General features: G+C 40.4%; 16 protein-coding genes. 12 read left to right on the top strand and 4 right to left on the bottom strand.

What is annotated here, in order from left to right; genetic code table 11:
* Window positions 1–191: 191 nt before the first annotated feature.
* The 6 genes from HMPREF2961_RS03835 (at window position 192) to deoD (ending at window position 6,668) form a co-directional block, all read left to right on the top strand.
* Entirely contained in the window at window positions 192–1,754 is a 1,563-nt protein-coding gene (locus tag HMPREF2961_RS03835; RefSeq protein WP_002291113.1) for an ABC transporter ATP-binding protein, read from the top strand.
* Window positions 1,747–2,880, top strand: coding sequence for an ABC transporter permease (locus HMPREF2961_RS03830; protein ID WP_002291115.1), 1,134 nt, complete (start codon window positions 1,747–1,749; stop codon window positions 2,878–2,880). Before HMPREF2961_RS03835 ends, HMPREF2961_RS03830 begins: the two co-directional genes overlap by 8 nt.
* Window positions 2,880–3,836, top strand: a complete 957-nt coding sequence (locus HMPREF2961_RS03825) for an ABC transporter permease (protein WP_002309847.1) — start codon at window positions 2,880–2,882, stop codon at window positions 3,834–3,836. Before HMPREF2961_RS03830 ends, HMPREF2961_RS03825 begins: the two co-directional genes overlap by 1 nt.
* A 98-nt stretch (window positions 3,837–3,934) precedes the next feature.
* Window positions 3,935–5,101, top strand: a complete 1,167-nt coding sequence (gene deoB, locus HMPREF2961_RS03820) for a phosphopentomutase (RefSeq protein WP_002291118.1) — start codon at window positions 3,935–3,937, stop codon at window positions 5,099–5,101.
* A 24-nt stretch (window positions 5,102–5,125) separates the two neighbouring features.
* On the top strand, window positions 5,126–5,944 hold the full coding sequence (locus HMPREF2961_RS03815) for a purine-nucleoside phosphorylase (RefSeq protein ID WP_070703967.1): 819 nt from the start codon (window positions 5,126–5,128) through the stop codon (window positions 5,942–5,944).
* Between the two features lie 16 nt (window positions 5,945–5,960).
* Entirely contained in the window at window positions 5,961–6,668 is a 708-nt protein-coding gene (gene deoD, locus HMPREF2961_RS03810; RefSeq protein WP_002291121.1) for a purine-nucleoside phosphorylase, read from the top strand.
* Window positions 6,669–7,073: 405 nt separating this feature from the next.
* On the opposite strand, the gene HMPREF2961_RS03805 is transcribed toward deoD, so the two are convergent.
* From HMPREF2961_RS03805 to rpiA, 4 genes are all read right to left on the bottom strand, one after another.
* A complete protein-coding gene (locus HMPREF2961_RS03805) occupies window positions 7,074–7,940 on the bottom strand; it encodes a carbohydrate binding domain-containing protein (protein WP_025477285.1) in 867 nt (288 codons plus the stop codon).
* Between the two features lie 554 nt (window positions 7,941–8,494).
* Window positions 8,495–9,181: a 2,3-diphosphoglycerate-dependent phosphoglycerate mutase gene (gene gpmA / locus HMPREF2961_RS03800; RefSeq protein WP_002294321.1), complete on the bottom strand. Its 687-nt coding sequence runs from the start codon at window positions 9,179–9,181 to the stop codon at window positions 8,495–8,497.
* A gap of 170 nt (window positions 9,182–9,351) precedes the next feature.
* A complete protein-coding gene (locus HMPREF2961_RS03795) occupies window positions 9,352–9,933 on the bottom strand; it encodes a recombinase family protein (protein ID WP_002315503.1) in 582 nt (193 codons plus the stop codon).
* Between the two features lie 132 nt (window positions 9,934–10,065).
* Window positions 10,066–10,749: a ribose-5-phosphate isomerase RpiA gene (gene rpiA, locus HMPREF2961_RS03790; RefSeq protein WP_002309842.1), complete on the bottom strand. Its 684-nt coding sequence runs from the start codon at window positions 10,747–10,749 to the stop codon at window positions 10,066–10,068.
* A gap of 317 nt (window positions 10,750–11,066) precedes the next feature.
* On the opposite strand from rpiA, the gene rpsL reads away from it, so the two are divergent.
* The 6 genes from rpsL (at window position 11,067) to rplC (ending at window position 16,946) form a co-directional block, all read left to right on the top strand.
* The gene (gene rpsL / locus HMPREF2961_RS03785) at window positions 11,067–11,480 is read left to right on the top strand and encodes a 30S ribosomal protein S12 (RefSeq protein WP_002294318.1); all 414 of its coding nucleotides are present in this window, start codon (window positions 11,067–11,069) and stop codon (window positions 11,478–11,480) included.
* An 83-nt stretch (window positions 11,481–11,563) separates the two neighbouring features.
* Window positions 11,564–12,034 (top strand): 30S ribosomal protein S7, encoded by a 471-nt coding sequence (rpsG, locus tag HMPREF2961_RS03780; RefSeq protein WP_002290440.1) that lies wholly within the window; start codon window positions 11,564–11,566, stop codon window positions 12,032–12,034.
* 93 nt (window positions 12,035–12,127) lie between these two features.
* A complete protein-coding gene (gene fusA / locus HMPREF2961_RS03775; protein WP_002309841.1) occupies window positions 12,128–14,215 on the top strand; it encodes an elongation factor G in 2,088 nt (695 codons plus the stop codon).
* A 171-nt stretch (window positions 14,216–14,386) separates the two neighbouring features.
* Window positions 14,387–15,574: an elongation factor Tu gene (gene tuf / locus HMPREF2961_RS03770; RefSeq protein ID WP_002290442.1), complete on the top strand. Its 1,188-nt coding sequence runs from the start codon at window positions 14,387–14,389 to the stop codon at window positions 15,572–15,574.
* A gap of 403 nt (window positions 15,575–15,977) precedes the next feature.
* Window positions 15,978–16,286: a 30S ribosomal protein S10 gene (gene rpsJ, locus HMPREF2961_RS03765; RefSeq protein WP_002290443.1), complete on the top strand. Its 309-nt coding sequence runs from the start codon at window positions 15,978–15,980 to the stop codon at window positions 16,284–16,286.
* 30 nt (window positions 16,287–16,316) lie between these two features.
* Window positions 16,317–16,946 (top strand): 50S ribosomal protein L3, encoded by a 630-nt coding sequence (gene rplC, locus HMPREF2961_RS03760; protein ID WP_002290445.1) that lies wholly within the window; start codon window positions 16,317–16,319, stop codon window positions 16,944–16,946.
* The last annotated feature ends 10 nt before the right edge of the window (window positions 16,947–16,956 follow it).

Below are 16,956 nucleotides of genomic sequence, written 5' to 3'. Positions count from 1 at the left end.
TAGACACATGTTTGACAAGGCTATGGTTTGATTAGAACAAGAATTGTTCATTTATCCAAGCTGCCTTGAGACAGTTTGGATAAGGGAACAACTCCCTGAAGTAATGTTTGTTTCAAAAGAAGAACGCTCACTAAGCGTGAATCTTAGTCAATCGTTGCCCTAGATAGAAATCGTTAGGATGTGAAAAAAAGGTGGTTCAAGAAAATATTGTCATAGAAATGCAGAATATTACCAAAGAATTTGGAACATTCAAGGCAAATGACAACATCAATTTACAAGTAAAGGCAGGAGAGATTCATGCGTTGCTTGGAGAAAACGGTGCTGGCAAATCTACATTGATGAACGTGCTTTCCGGATTATTAGAGCCGACATCAGGGAAAATTTTGATGCGTGGGAAAGAAGTACAGATCACAAGCCCGACAAAAGCCAATCAATTAGGGATTGGGATGGTCCATCAGCACTTTATGCTTGTTGATGCCTTTACTGTAACAGAAAACATCGTGTTGGGAAGCGAACCTAGTCGTGCAGGGATGCTTGACCATAAAAAAGCGCGAAAAGAGATCCAAAAAGTTTCTGAACAATATGGATTATCAGTCAACCCGGATGCTTATGTTCGTGATATTTCAGTTGGGATGGAACAACGGGTAGAAATTTTAAAAACACTTTACCGAGGAGCAGATGTACTGATTTTTGATGAGCCGACAGCTGTATTGACCCCTCAGGAAATTGATGAATTAATCGTGATCATGAAGGAATTAGTCAAAGAAGGCAAGTCAATCATTTTGATTACGCATAAGTTAGATGAAATCAAAGCAGTAGCTGACCGTTGTACAGTTATCCGCCGTGGAAAAGGAATCGGTACAGTCAACGTTAAAGACGTTACCTCACAGCAATTAGCTGATATGATGGTCGGAAGAACGGTTTCATTCAAAACGATGAAAAAAGAAGCGAAGCCTCAAGAAGTCGTTTTGTCTATTGAAAATCTAGTGGTGAAAGAAAATCGTGGATTAGAAGCCGTGAAAAACCTGAACTTAGAGGTTCGTGCTGGCGAAGTACTTGGTATCGCTGGAATCGATGGAAACGGGCAGTCGGAGTTGATCCAAGCTTTGACCGGTTTGCGAAAGGCAGAAAGCGGACATATCAAGCTAAAAGGGGAAGACATCACCAATAAAAAACCTCGAAAGATCACTGAACATGGTGTAGGACATGTGCCAGAAGACCGTCATAAATACGGGTTGGTCCTAGATATGACATTGTCTGAAAACATTGCACTGCAAACGTATCATCAAAAACCTTACAGTAAAAACGGTATGCTGAATTATTCAGTGATAAATGAACATGCCAGAGAATTGATCGAAGAATATGATGTTCGAACAACGAATGAACTTGTCCCTGCAAAAGCTTTATCAGGCGGAAATCAGCAAAAAGCAATCATCGCTCGGGAAGTCGACCGAGATCCTGATCTGTTGATCGTTGCAAATCCAACTCGTGGACTGGATGTAGGTGCGATCGAATTTATTCATAAACGTCTGATCGAACAAAGGGACAAATACAAAGCAGTGTTATTGATTAGTTTCGAATTAGAAGAAATTTTAAATGTTTCGGATCGTATTGCTGTTATCCATGAAGGAGAAATCGTCGGGATCGTTGATCCGAAAGAAACATCTGAAAATGAATTAGGTCTATTGATGGCGGGCTATACCTTAGAAGAAGCACGAAAAGAGTTAGAAAAGGGGGCTGGCGCACATGAATGATCGCAGCGAGAAATTCCGTAATTTATTAGTGCCTGTACTTTCAGTTGTTTTAGGATTGATCTTAGGCGCGATATTGATGGCTGCTTTCGGTTTTCAGCCCATCCAAGGTTATTCTTCTATGTTAGATGCAGCTCTTGGTTCGCAAAGAGGAATCGGTGAAACATTAAGGCAAGCAACGCCGTTGATTTTTACAGCATTAGGGTTTTCTGTAGCTAACTCAGCTGGGTTCTTCAATATCGGGCTTTCTGGACAAGCGCTTTGCGGATGGATCGTCAGTGTCTGGGTGGCACTTGCTTTTCCAGATCTTCCAAAAGTTGTTTTGCTTCCATTGTGTGTGATCCTAGGTGCCTTAGCAGGTGCGATGGCAGCGGCTGTTCCTGGGTTGCTACGAGCATTCTTTGGAACAAGTGAAGTGATCGTAACGATCATGATGAACTATATCTTATTATACGTAAGCACATTTGCTTTACATGAAGTGATGCCTGAAAGCTACCGATCAAGTTTGGACTCTTCCAATATGATCAGTCAAAATGCATCGTTGCGGTTACCTTGGTTAACACAAGCTTTTGGCGGCTCTCGCGTAAACTCAGGTTTGTTTTTAGCAATCATCGCGCTTATTTTCGTTTGGCTATTGATGAAGAAAACGACTTTAGGATTTGAGATCCGTTCCGTTGGTTTGAATCCTTTTGCTTCTGAGTATGCAGGGATGAGCAGTAAACGTACGATCGTTTTGTCGATGGTCATTTCTGGCGCTTTGGCAGGGCTTGGCGGTGTGGTTGAAGGATTAGGAACGTATCAAAACTTCTTCGTTCAAACGACCTCGCTATCTATTGGATTTGACGGAATGGCTGTCTCCTTACTTGGATCTGGATCAGCAATCGGTATTCTTTTATCAGCGATTTTGTTCAGTATTTTGAAGATCGGCGGACTTGGCATGCAGACAGGAGCTGGTGTTCCGTTTGAGATCGTCAATGTATCGATTGCTCTGATTATCTTCTTTGTTGGGATCAATTTCTTGATTCGTTTCGTCATGGCTAAGTTCTTCCAAGGAAAAAAACAAGAAGAAATCGTTGCGACAATCGAAGCGAAGCCAACGAATCAAAACCATGAAGGAGGCGAACTATAATGTCGACTATCGAATTAATTGCCTTGATTCTTACTTCAACACTGGTTTATTCAACACCGTTAATTCTAACATCACTAGGCGGAACGTTTTCTGAACGCAGCGGGATCGTAAACGTAGGGTTAGAGGGAATCATGGTCATGGGTGCTTTTAGTTCCATCGTTTTCAACTTGACGATGAGCCCCTCACTTGGTTCCATGACGCCATGGATCGCTATTTTAGTGGGTGGCGTCGTAGGTATCCTATTTTCTTTGATCCACGCAGTAGCAACAGTCAGCTTGCGTGCTGACCATATCATCAGCGGTACAGTGATCAATCTGATGGCACCAGCTTTAGGTGTTTTCTTGATCAAAGCATGGTATGGGAAAGGTCAAACAGATAACATCACGCAGAATCTGGGATATTTCTCTTTCCCAGGTTTAGCAGATATTCCGGTCATTGGACCAATTTTCTTCAAAAATACATTCTTGCCTGCTTATTGTGCAATTTTGATTGCTGTCATTGCTTGGGTGATCATCTTCAAGACGAAATTCGGCTTACGCCTCCGTTCAGTTGGTGAGAACCCTCAAGCTGCCGATACATTAGGTATCAATGTATATGCTATGCGTTATTCAGGCGTGCTGATTTCAGGCTTGTTAGGCGGTATGGGCGGTGCTGTTTTTGCTCAGTCGATTTCCGGTAACTTTTCAGCTGGGACGATCGTCGGACAAGGGTTCATCTCCATGGCTGCTATGATTTTTGGTAAATGGAATCCTTTAGGCGCAATGGGTGCCTCACTGTTCTTTGGTTTTGCACAAAGCTTGAGTATCATCGGTGCGCAATTACCAGTTATTTCTTCGATTCCACCAGTATTGCTGCAAATTGCTCCATATTTGCTGACAATCATTGTGTTGGTTGTTTTCTTAGGGAAAGCTTCTGGACCAAAAGCAAACGGGAAGAACTATATCAAATCAAAATAATCTTTTAGCGAATAAAAAGGGTGGGTTACGGGAAGTGTTTTTCGTCTCGCCCTTTTTGTTTTAAAGGTAATAAAAATAAAAAGAAAGAAGGAATAATCATGTTTAAACGCGTACATCTGATCGTCATGGATTCAGTAGGAATTGGAGAAGCACCAGATGCCGAGAAGTTCGGTGACGTTGGTTCTGATACATTAGGACACATTGCAAAAGAAGCAGGATTGAACATTCCGCATTTAGAGCAGCTTGGTTTGGGAACGATTCGTCCTCTTGAAGGTGTGGAATCAGTGAAAGATCATCAAGGCTATGCGACGAAATTAGAAGAAGTTTCTGTAGGGAAAGATACGATGACAGGCCATTGGGAAATCATGGGATTGAATATCAAGACGCCGTTTCGTGTGTTTCCGAACGGATTCCCTGATGATCTGATCAAACAAATCGAAGAGTTTTCTGGCCGTAAAGTCGTATGCAACAAACCATATAGCGGAACGGCTGTTATTGACGATTACGGTGAACACCAAATGAAAACAGGCGATTTAATCGTATATACTTCTGCTGATCCTGTCCTTCAGATCGCGGCACATGAAGAAATCATTCCTTTAGAAGAACTATACCGGGTTTGCCAATTCGTTCGTGATATAACAAAAGATGACCCGTACATGATTGGTCGAATCATTGCACGTCCATATGTGGGAGAACCAGGAGACTTCACACGAACAAGCAATCGTCATGATTATGCGTTGGATCCATTCGGACACACGGTCCTCGATTCTTTGAAAGAAGCAGGAAAAGACGTGATTGCTGTAGGAAAGATCAACGATATTTTCAATGGACAAGGAATCACTGAATCTGTCCGCACGAAAAGTAATATGGATGGCGTCGACCAGTTGCTGAACGTTATGAAAAAAGAGTTTACAGGTATCAGCTTTACCAATTTAGTAGATTTTGATGCATTATACGGTCATCGCCGGGATGTAGTCGGTTATGCGCATGCGATTGAAGAATTTGACTTGCGGATCCCAGAACTGCTTGAAGCCATGGAAGAAGACGACTTGCTAATGATTACAGCCGATCACGGAAACGATCCGACATTTACTGGTACCGATCATACGCGAGAATATGTACCGTTATTGGTCTACAGTAAAAAAATGAAAGAACAAGGGGCGTTGCCTCAAGGGTATTATTCTGATATCTCCGCAACGATTGCTGAGAACTTTAGTGTTTCTTCGACTGAAAATGGCGAAAGCTTCTTAAAATTATTAAAATAATCTTTTTAAAATAGGAGAAAGCAAATGACCAAGTTAAGCGAGATGTTACAAGAAACGACCCAGTTTATCCTTGATAAAGGAGTAAAAGAAATTAATTTTGGTTTGATCCTAGGTTCAGGATTAGGTGAATTAGCAGATGAAATCGAAGATGCTGTAATGATTTCTTATGATGAGATCCCGTTCTTTCCTGTTTCGACAGTAGTTGGACATGCAGGACGGCTGGTTTACGGATCTCTAGCAGGCAAAAAAGTGTTAGCCATGCAAGGAAGATTCCACTACTATGAAGGTCATTCCATGCAAACAGTGACCTATCCAGTACGTGTGATGGCCGGACTAGGTGCCCATTCAGTCATTGTGACCAACGCATGTGGCGGTGTCAATGAATCCTTCGTACCAGGAGATTTGATGCTGATTACCGATCACATCAATTTTACTGGTGAAAATCCTTTGATTGGCCCGAATGAAGATGAAATGGGTCCTAGATTCCCAGATATGAGTCAAGCTTATACGCCTGACTATCAAGCAACAGCAAAAGCAGCTGCAGAAAAACTAGGTTTGGATCTTAAAGAAGGCGTATATATGGGCTATTCTGGCCCAACTTATGAAACGCCTGCTGAGATTCGGATGTCTCGGACAATAGGAGCCGATGCAGTAGGGATGTCGACTGTTCCAGAAGTCATCGTAGCAGCTCACAGCGGATTAAAAGTGTTAGGAATCTCTTGTATTACCAACTTAGCAGCAGGCATGCAGGCGAATCTGAGCCATGAAGAAGTTGTAGAAACAACTCAGAGAGTCAAACAATCTTTTAAAGCATTGGTTAAAGAAATATTGACATTATTGTAATAGGAGGAGCAATAAAATGAGTGTGCATATCGAAGCGAAAGAAGGCGAGATCGCCGATAAGATTTTACTTCCGGGAGACCCTTTGCGAGCTAAATATATTGCGGAGACTTTTTTAGAAGAACCAGTTTGTTACAATCAGGTCCGCGGTATGCTAGGCTTTACCGGCAAATATAAAGGCGAACGTATTTCTGTTCAAGGAACAGGGATGGGGATGCCATCAGCCACTATCTATGCCCATGAATTGATCCAGTCATATGGCGTAAAGAAATTGATCCGAGTAGGTACATGCGGGGCATTGTCAAAAGATGTCCATGTTCGTGATTTGGTACTAGCGCAAGGCGCAGCAACCAGCTCTTCGATGATCGAAAAAAATTTCCAAGCCTTTCATTTTCCGCCAATCAGTGATTTCAATCTATTACTGAAAGCATATGAGATAGCTAAAGAAAAGGGCTATACGGTTCACGTAGGAAATGTCCTTTCGGAAGATTCTTTCTACAAAGATGATTTGACAGAGACATTCCAATTAGCTGAACTTGGCGTCTTAGGAGTGGAAATGGAAGCAGCGGCTCTTTATTACTTAGGCGCGAAATACCATGTGCAGACATTAAGTTTGATGACCGTTAGCGACCATTTGATTACTGGGGAAGAAACAACAGCTGCAGAACGTCAATCGACATTCAATGAAATGATCGAAGTAGGATTGGAAACGGCGATTCAAGGGTAAAGTAATAGCTAAATAGCAAGAAAGTGTGACTGCCTAAACTTCTATTAATAGAAATTTGGCAGTCACATTTTTTTGCAGAAACTGTCTCACATAACCTGAAATCAATGACAACCGTTGCTTCAGTTACTTCGAGAGTCCTCCTAAAGTCAACCTAAAGTCAACCTAAAGTCAACCATTTGAATCTCTAAAATGTGAATCGACATTCCTTTTAAATTGCAGACGAATGGCACAATCTTAATCAAATAAAAAAGAACAGAAAGAAGCGAGTTACGCTCTTTCTGTTCCGAACTAGGCCACCAACAGGATGTGACAAATGAGTCATCTTCTGTTGGTGGTTTCGTTTAAATGAATACCTTAATCATTCAATTGCTCATGTGATGATGTTTGAAGAATGAAAAATTCAACTTAAATCAAGTCTGCATCAATAATAAGTGTTTCGAATAATACAGCGTGCTCAAGTGAGGAGCTTGATCCAGGACGTCCTGGTAGGCGATATACTTCTACTCGCTGTCCTGCTTTTCCAGGAATTTCGTGACGTACTTGAATATTACCATCAACTATTCTTGGAATGCTATAGTATGCTGTGCCGTCAAATGTTTCAAAACGATATCTTCCATCAATGTAAACGACCCATCTGTCTTGATTATTGTGAAAAAGTTCAGGTGTCAATGTTAAATAAGCAAATGCTCGAGAGCCTTCTCGCCCTACAGACAACATGTTTGTTTCTGTTACGCCTGTTTCCACTTGGATATTGTCATATTTCGCCCAACCATTCCATGTAGAAGCAAATCGTATAAGGTATGTATTTTCATCGTCTGGAGTCGTAAAAGTAAGTTTGCCACGTTCCCAGTTCTCATTATTATGTTCACTGCTCTCTAATACATCAAAACCGACATCATGATTCATGATCCCTAATTCAACACGTCCTGGTGCTGATTCGCTTGCTGCAACATCATAACTAAATGTATACGTGGTACTTGGTTTTAATGTCACGTATTGATGAACATTTTCACCATTTCTTGCTAAAGCAAAGTTATTTCCATTAACGGTTTGAAGTATGGGATTATTTGGCTCTTGGCCACTAGTGATCCAATGATCAAACCCGTCATTAAAGTCACCATTATGGATATACAATTGTTGCTCAATGGCCTGTTTACTTGTACTAACGAAGTCAGTTGTTGATAGATTTGTTGCGAATGTCGAAACGGATCCTCCTAAACTTAAAAATACCATACCTGCTGCCATCACTGTTTTTAAATTACTTTTGATCATCTTGTCTCTCCTCACTCTATATTTTTATTTTTTGATTTTGTTTGTAAGATGCAGCCGTGTAGTCTGTCTGTATCTCACAAATTAATCATAACCGAGAAAATAGCGGTCGTGTAAACACTTTTTTCTATATAACATTCATCATTAGAAAAAAATGATAAAATAAATAGTTTTATGAGGTTGACTTTTATCTAAACTTCATTTATTAGCAACATAAGAAAAGATGGAGAGTTGTGGTGATAGCTCATACAAATGAAAACTTCCTCTTAGAAACAGGATAAAAGAATGAAATTTAAATAAGTTTCTACAAAAAATGTTCGCTCCACATCTGAATGATTGTCAGACATTCTTTTTTCTCTCAATGCTACGCCTTCTCTCTTCATTTTTTGTTTATTCAAACAGTACTTACTATTATAATCATATAGTTATTATGTAAATTGATGTCATTCGCATTAGATAGCCAAGACTACCGTCTTCCAATATCTAAAAAAACAGCCCCTTCATCTCTTACAATAATAGGAGGTGAGAGGGCTGTCTTATTTACAATAGAGTATCTATTATAGGTAGTATTTTTTAGCCACTGTTAAGTCATCATTTAATTCATAAACAAGTGGTTGACCTGTTGGGATTTCAAGATCCATGATGTCTTCGTCAGAGATACCTTCGATATGTTTAGCTAGAGCGCGTAATGAGTTACCGTGTGCAGCTACTAAAACAGTTTTGTTGTCTAGTAATGCTGGAGCAATTTCATCTTGCCAGAATGGCAAAGCACGTTCTAATGTCACTTTCAAGTTTTCGCCACCAGGAATATCGCGTTTGTCTAACATTGCGTAACGACGGTCGTTTGCTGCAGAACCTTCGTCAGTTTCTTCCATTAATGGAGGAAGAGTATCGTAAGAACGACGCCAGATGTGTACTTGTTCGTCGCCGTATTTTTCAGCTGTTTCTTTTTTGTTCAAACCTTGTAATTTACCATAGTGACGTTCGTTCAAGCGCCATGATTTGATTTGTGGTACCCAAAGTTGATCAGAATATTCTAAGATCAAGTTACATGTTTTGATTGCACGAGTTAAAACAGAAGTATAGGCAACATCAAATTCGATTCCAGCTTCTTTGATTTTGCGTCCGCCTTCTTTTGCTTCTTCGATTCCTTCTGGTGCTAGGTTTACATCAGCCCAACCAGTAAATTGGTTCAATGCATTCCATTCACTAAGACCGTGACGAGAAAAAACTAATTTTGGCATGTTTAGCTCTCCTTTAAGATAGGTTTATATTTCTGAAAATTTCAGTTCTGTTTTATTGTACAATTTTTTGGAAGAGATTTCCATCGAAAAATTGGATAAGATTCTATGAGAAAACGAGTAGAGAAGATAAAAAAACGAACAGCTGCGAAAGCACTGTTCGTTTTTAGGCATTAGATGCATAATTGCTCGATTTCTTTTTCAGGCAAATTGATATATTTATAACATGTTCCAACTGAAACACCGCATTTTGAAGAAATAAATTGGATTGTTTCTTTTTTTTCATAATAGAGACGTCGGATTTTTTTGATCGTTTTTGCATCGATTTTTGGTCTTCCGCCGATTTTTCCTTTTTTACGAGCTTCATCTAATCCAACTAATGTACGTTCTTTGATCAATGCGCACTCCATGTTTGCCAGGTTTTCCATCAATTGGAAATAGATTTTCCCCATTTCGCGCGTATCGATTCCCTCATCAATGCTAACCAAGTGCAGCCCGCGGTCTTTGAATAATTGCGTAAGTTCTGTTAATTGCCGTGTAGATTTGCCCAATCGATGAAGTTGGCAGACGACTAGTGCATCGCCTTGCTGCATGTCAGCAATCACTGACTCCAAATGAACAGCAGTAGCATCGTTTTGTTCCACTTCATATGTCTCATGGAAAATTTCTTGACAACCAAAGTCAGATAATTGTTCAACCTGAGTTGTTAAATCAACATCATTTATGGTTGTGCGTGCATAACCAATAATTTTCATGGTGATTCCTTTCTAGCAGTGATTTTCTAACTGGATATAACAGTAAAAATGTAGCATAAAGTACGTCAAAAAGATAGTTTTTTCGCAAATTTTCCGCTGTCTTTTTTTATTGGATGATCAAGCAATTTTTCTTTATTTATGGCGGATGGCATCAAGAATCTCAACACCTTTTTCTGAGCCAACAACAACTTTTGAAACCATATTTAGGAAAAGTCCATGTTCGACTACCCCAACAAGTTCATCTAAATAGGTAGCTAAGCTTTCTGGTTGTTCAATAACTTCTAGATGCAGATCAATGATATAATGACCACCATCTGTAGTTAGGACTTCGCCGTTTTCGTCTGTACGCAAAACAGGTTGGAATCCTTTTTCGTCAAAAATATGAAGTAGCTGTTGGGAGCCATAAGGGATGACTTCAACTGGGAGTGGGAACTTCCCAAGTTTATGGACTAATTTAGAAGAATCAACGATCCAAATCGTTTCTTTTGAGTACGTAGCGACTATTTTCTCGAAAAGCAAAGCAGCACCGCCGCCTTTTATCCCTTGAAAATCAGCACTGATTTCATCAGCACCATCTATCGTCAGATCGACTACTGGGACTTCATCGATACTCTTTAGCGGTATTCCTAATTTTTCCGCTTGTTCTTTTGTCGCATTTGAAGTAGTGACTCCTGTGATACGTAATCCTTCTTCACGCATACGGCGACCAATCTCTTCTACCATATAATAGGCGGTTGAACCGGTCCCGAGACCAACGATCATCCCGTCCTTTACGAATTTCGCGGCTTCAATGCCAGCTAATTGTTTTAAATTCATCTTTGCATCCACCTTTTTTAGTTTGAGCTTCGTGCTTTCCTCACTATTTTAGCGTGATTTACGGCAAAAAGATACCATTCTTTTTTATTGCAATAAAGCTTTTTCAAAAAAAATTGCATCTCTTGTTGACATGTTTTTTCATTCGTGATATTCTAACAAAGGTGCTTTATCTACAGGTTTCTGTGAAGAAACGTGCTGACTGTTTATCAAAGCATATTTGATAAGGATGCAGACATTGCATTTATTTTTTATCGCAAAAAAAGAACCACCTGGATGTGTGGAACTAGACGCAAATCGTGGGAAGGAGGAAACAAGGAATGCCTACAATTAACCAATTAGTACGTAAACCTCGTAAATCAAAGGTGGAAAAATCTAATTCACCTGCTTTGAACAAAGGATATAACAGCTTTAAGAAAACTCAAACTAACGTAAACTCACCTCAAAAACGTGGGGTAGCAACTCGTGTGGGTACAATGACACCTAAAAAACCGAACTCAGCTTTACGTAAATATGCACGTGTTCGTTTGTCAAACTTAATTGAAGTTACTGCTTATATCCCAGGGATTGGTCATAACTTACAAGAACACAGTGTTGTATTATTACGCGGTGGTCGTGTAAAAGACTTACCAGGGGTACGTTACCATATCGTTCGCGGTGCTTTAGATACTGCTGGTGTTAACGACCGTAAACAAAGCCGTTCTAAATACGGAACTAAAAAACCTAAAGCTTAATTTTAATTATTAAACAAATGAAACTTGCTTCTATTATATAGAAGTAATTACTATGAACAATATTTCGGAAGGAGGAGTTACGGATGCCACGTAAAGGTCCTGTTGCAAAACGTGATGTTTTACCAGATCCTATTTATAACTCAAAATTAGTAACTCGCTTGATCAACCGTGTAATGGTTGACGGAAAACGCGGGATTGCAGCTAACATTATCTATAATGCCTTTGATTTGATCAAAGAATCTACAGGTAACGATCCATTAGAAGTGTTTGAACAAGCAATGAAAAACGTTCAACCTGTTCTTGAAGTTAAAGCACGTCGTGTTGGGGGTTCAAACTACCAAGTACCAGTTGAAGTTCGCCCTGAACGCCGCGTTACTCTAGGTCTTCGTTGGGTAGTAAACTACGCTCGCTTGCGCGGTGAACACACAATGGAAGAACGCTTAGCAAAAGAAATCATGGATGCTGCAAACAACACAGGTGCTTCTGTTAAAAAACGTGAAGACACTCATAAAATGGCTGATGCCAACCGTGCGTTTGCTCACTATCGCTGGTAAGATTCTCTCTGTTTGGTCGGCTTTTATAAGTCGACCTCAGATAGTGTCCTTATTTTTAGCAACTAGATAGTAAAGAGAGGAGAAACAAGGAGAATGACCAGAGAATTTTCTTTACAAAACACTCGTAATATCGGTATCATGGCCCACATCGATGCTGGTAAAACGACTGCTACTGAACGTATCTTGTACTATACTGGTAAAATCCATAAAATTGGTGAAACTCATGAAGGAGCTTCACAAATGGACTGGATGGAACAAGAACAAGAACGTGGTATTACGATCACTTCTGCTGCTACTACAGCACAATGGAAGGGTCATCGAATCAACATCATCGACACACCAGGACACGTAGACTTCACAGTTGAAGTTGAACGTTCATTGCGTGTACTTGATGGTGCTGTAACTGTTCTTGATGCACAATCAGGTGTTGAACCTCAAACTGAAACAGTTTGGCGTCAAGCAACAACTTACGGTGTACCTCGTATCGTATTTGCAAACAAAATGGACAAGATCGGTGCTGACTTCTTATATTCAGTATCAACTTTACATGACCGTTTGCAAGCAAACGCTCACCCAATCCAATTACCAATTGGTGCGGAAGACGACTTCACAGGAATTATCGACCTTGTAACAATGAAGGCTGAAATGTATACAAACGATCTTGGAACAGAGATCGAAGAAACAGAAATTCCTGAAGAATACCGCGAATTAGCTGAAGAATGGCGCGAAAAATTGGTTGAAGCTGTAGCTGAAACTGATGAAGAACTTACTTTGAAATACTTAGAAGGTGAAGAAATCACTGAAGCTGAGTTAAAAGAAGGTATCCGCCGCGCAACAGTTAACGTAGAATTCTACCCAGTACTATGTGGTTCAGCATTTAAGAACAAAGGGGTTCAATTACTATTGGACGCTGTTCTTGATTACTTGCCATCACCGTTAGATATCCCAGCTATCAAAGGGATTGACCCTAAAACTGATGAAGAAGTAGAACGTCCTGCAGACGACAGCGCTCCTTTCTCAGCTTTAGCATTTAAAGTTATGACTGACCCATTCGTAGGTCGTTTAACTTTCTTCCGTGTGTACTCTGGTGTTTTAAAATCAGGTTCATACGTACAAAACGCAACAAAAGGCAAACGCGAACGTGTTGGTCGTATCTTACAGATGCATGCCAACTCTCGTTCAGAAATCTCTGAAGTTTACGCTGGAGATATCGCTGCTGCTGTTGGGTTGAAAGACACAACTACTGGGGACACACTATGTGATGAAAAGAATCTAGTTATTCTTGAATCAATGGAATTCCCAGAACCAGTTATCCAAGTCGCTATTGAACCTAAATCAAAAGCTGACCAAGATAAAATGGGTGTGGCTTTACAAAAACTATCTGAAGAAGACCCTACTTTCCGTGCTGAAACAAACGTGGAAACAGGCGAAACAATCATCGCTGGTATGGGTGAACTTCACTTAGATATCATCGTTGACCGTATGCGTCGTGAATTCAAAGTTGAAGCTAACGTAGGTGCGCCTCAAGTATCTTACCGTGAAACTTTCCGTGCTGGCACTCAAGCCGAAGGTAAGTTTGTACGTCAGTCTGGTGGTAAAGGTCAATACGGTCACGTATGGATCGAATTTACACCAAACGAAGAAGGTGCTGGTTTCGAATTTGAAAATGCGATCGTCGGTGGGGTTGTTCCTCGTGAATACATTCCAGCTGTTGAAACTGGTTTGAAAGATGCTATGGAAAATGGTGTCTTAGCTGGCTATCCATTAGTAGATATCAAAGCTAAACTTTACGATGGTTCATACCATGATGTCGATTCAAATGAAACTGCCTTCCGTGTTGCTGCTTCTATGGCATTACGTGCAGCAGCTAAGAAAGCTAATCCAGTAATCCTTGAACCAATCATGGCTGTAGAAGTTGTTATCCCTGAAGATTACTTAGGTGATGTTATGGGCCACGTAACTGCTCGTCGTGGACGTGTTGAAGGTATGGAAGCTCGCGCTGGCGGCCAACAAGTTGTTCGTGCGATGGTTCCACTTGCTGAAATGTTTGGTTATGCTACAACTCTTCGTTCTGCTACTCAAGGTCGTGGTACATTTACAATGACATTTGACCACTACGAAGATGTACCAAAATCAGTACAAGAAGAAATCATTAAGAAAAACGGCGGAAAAGCTGAATAATTTCTTAAAACCGGATAGTCCTGCAAAGAGATTATCCAAAGAGACTATATTTTTAATATAGTTTCGTGTAAAATAATTATCGATGATATGGGCATGTGGTGTACCTTGTGTACATCATATACCTATCAGACAAATAAAAAATATATTGTATTTTTAGGAGGACATTTTAAAATGGCAAAAGAAAAATTTGACCGTTCTAAACCACACGTTAACATTGGTACTATCGGACACGTTGACCATGGTAAAACTACATTAACAGCTGCAATCACAACTGTACTATCTAAGAAAAACGGCGGCCAAGCTATGGCTTACGATCAAATCGATGGTGCTCCAGAAGAACGCGAACGCGGAATCACAATCTCAACAGCTCACGTTGAGTATGAAACAGATACACGCCACTACGCTCACGTTGACTGCCCAGGACACGCGGACTACGTTAAAAACATGATCACTGGTGCTGCTCAAATGGACGGAGCTATCTTGGTAGTTTCTGCTGCTGATGGCCCAATGCCTCAAACTCGTGAACACATCCTATTGTCTCGTCAAGTTGGTGTTCCTTACATCGTTGTATTCTTGAACAAAGTAGACATGGTTGATGACGAAGAATTACTAGAATTAGTTGAAATGGAAGTTCGTGACCTATTAACAGAATACGAATTCCCTGGTGACGATGTTCCTGTAGTTGCTGGATCAGCTTTGAAAGCTTTAGAAGGCGACGCTTCATACGAAGAAAAAATTCTTGAATTGATGGCTGCAGTTGACGAATACATCCCAACTCCAGAACGTGACAACGACAAACCATTCATGATGCCAGTTGAAGACGTGTTCTCAATCACTGGACGTGGTACTGTTGCTACAGGTCGTGTTGAACGTGGACAAGTTCGCGTTGGTGACGAAGTTGAAGTTGTTGGTATTGCTGAAGAAACTTCAAAAACAACAGTTACTGGTGTTGAAATGTTCCGTAAATTGTTAGACTACGCTGAAGCTGGAGACAACATTGGTGCTTTACTACGTGGTGTTGCACGTGAAGACATCCAACGAGGACAAGTTTTAGCTAAACCAGGTACAATCACACCTCATACAAAATTCTCTGCAGAAGTATATGTGTTGACAAAAGAAGAAGGTGGACGTCATACTCCATTCTTCACTAACTACCGTCCACAATTCTACTTCCGTACAACTGACGTAACAGGTGTTGTTGAATTACCAGAAGGAACTGAAATGGTTATGCCTGGCGACAACGTAACAATGGAAGTTGAATTAATCCACCCAATCGCTATCGAAAACGGTACTAAATTCTCAATCCGTGAAGGCGGACGTACAGTTGGTGCCGGTGTCGTTACAGAAATCAAAGCTTAATTGAATTAAGCAAAACTAAGCAACATTTATTCGGACGTAATCGCTCGGAATGAAGATCTCAGGATCTTTGTTCCGAGCTTTTTTATTTATTGCAGGATCAGGAAAGAAAAGACAGGGCATTATAATAGAAGGAACGCGAAATAAAAGGGTTAGTGTTTTCTAAATGAAACTTTATGAAAACAAAATGTTTTTTACAAGAAAAAGCCTTGCGTTGTGAGTTTATATATATTATAATGACAAAGGTGCGTTTACTTTAGTGAATTGCACAGACGTAATCAGAATGATTTCGTCGGCTAAGAAACGAGAGGTTGCGACACGCCCGGACGCTTTGCCACGAACGAGCGTGACGGAAATTTTCGTGGAGCTATGTCTACTTTTCAAAATAGGCGAAGGAGGGAACAAGATGGCAAAACAAAAAATTCGTATCCGTTTAAAAGCGTATGAACACCGTATTTTAGATCAATCAGCGGATAAAATCGTGGAAACTGCAAAAAGAACTGGAGCTAGCGTGTCTGGTCCAATTCCATTACCAACTGAACGCAGTCTTTACACAATCATTCGTGCGACTCATAAATACAAAGATTCACGCGAACAATTCGAAATGCGTACACACAAACGTCTTATCGACATTGTGAACCCAACACCAAAAACTGTTGATGCTTTGATGAAGCTAGACTTACCATCTGGTGTAAACATCGAAATCAAATTATAAAACTAAAACAAAAATAATGGAGGTGTACTCATGACCAAAGGAATCTTAGGGAAAAAAGTGGGAATGACACAAATCTTCACTGAATCTGGTGAATTAATTCCAGTTACTGTTGTAGAAGCTACGCCAAACGTAGTACTACAAGTGAAAACAATGGAAACGGATGGCTACGAAGCTATTCAAGTTGGTTACCAAGATATGCGTGAAGTTTTATCAAACAAACCTGCGAAAGGTCATGTTGCAAAAGCAAACACGGCTCCTAAGCGCTTCATTCGTGAATTCAAAAATGTTGAGCTAGGAGAATATGAAGTAGGAAAAGAAATTACAGTAGATGTTTTCCAAGCAGGAGACATTATTGATGTAACAGGTACTACGAAAGGTAAAGGATTCCAAGGGGTTATCAAACGCCACGGACAAAGCCGCGGACCAATGGCTCACGGTTCTCGTTACCATCGTCGTCCTGGGTCAATGGGTCCAGTTGCACCTAACCGTGTATTCAAAAACAAACGTCTTGCTGGCCGTATGGGTGGCAACCGCGTAACTATCCAAAACTTGGAAGTTGTACGTGTAGATGCAGAAAGAAATGTTATCTTGATCAAAGGTAATGTTCCTGGAGCGAAAAAATCTTTAATCACTATCAAATCAGCTGTGAAAGCTAAATAATTGTAGGAAG

It is taken from the genome of Enterococcus sp. HMSC076E04 (genome assembly GCF_001814285.1).
GTDB lineage: Bacteria > Bacillota > Bacilli > Lactobacillales > Enterococcaceae > Enterococcus_B > Enterococcus_B lactis.
Note: the sequence above shows the minus strand (reverse complement) of the source record. Positions and strands in the feature narration are given on the sequence as shown.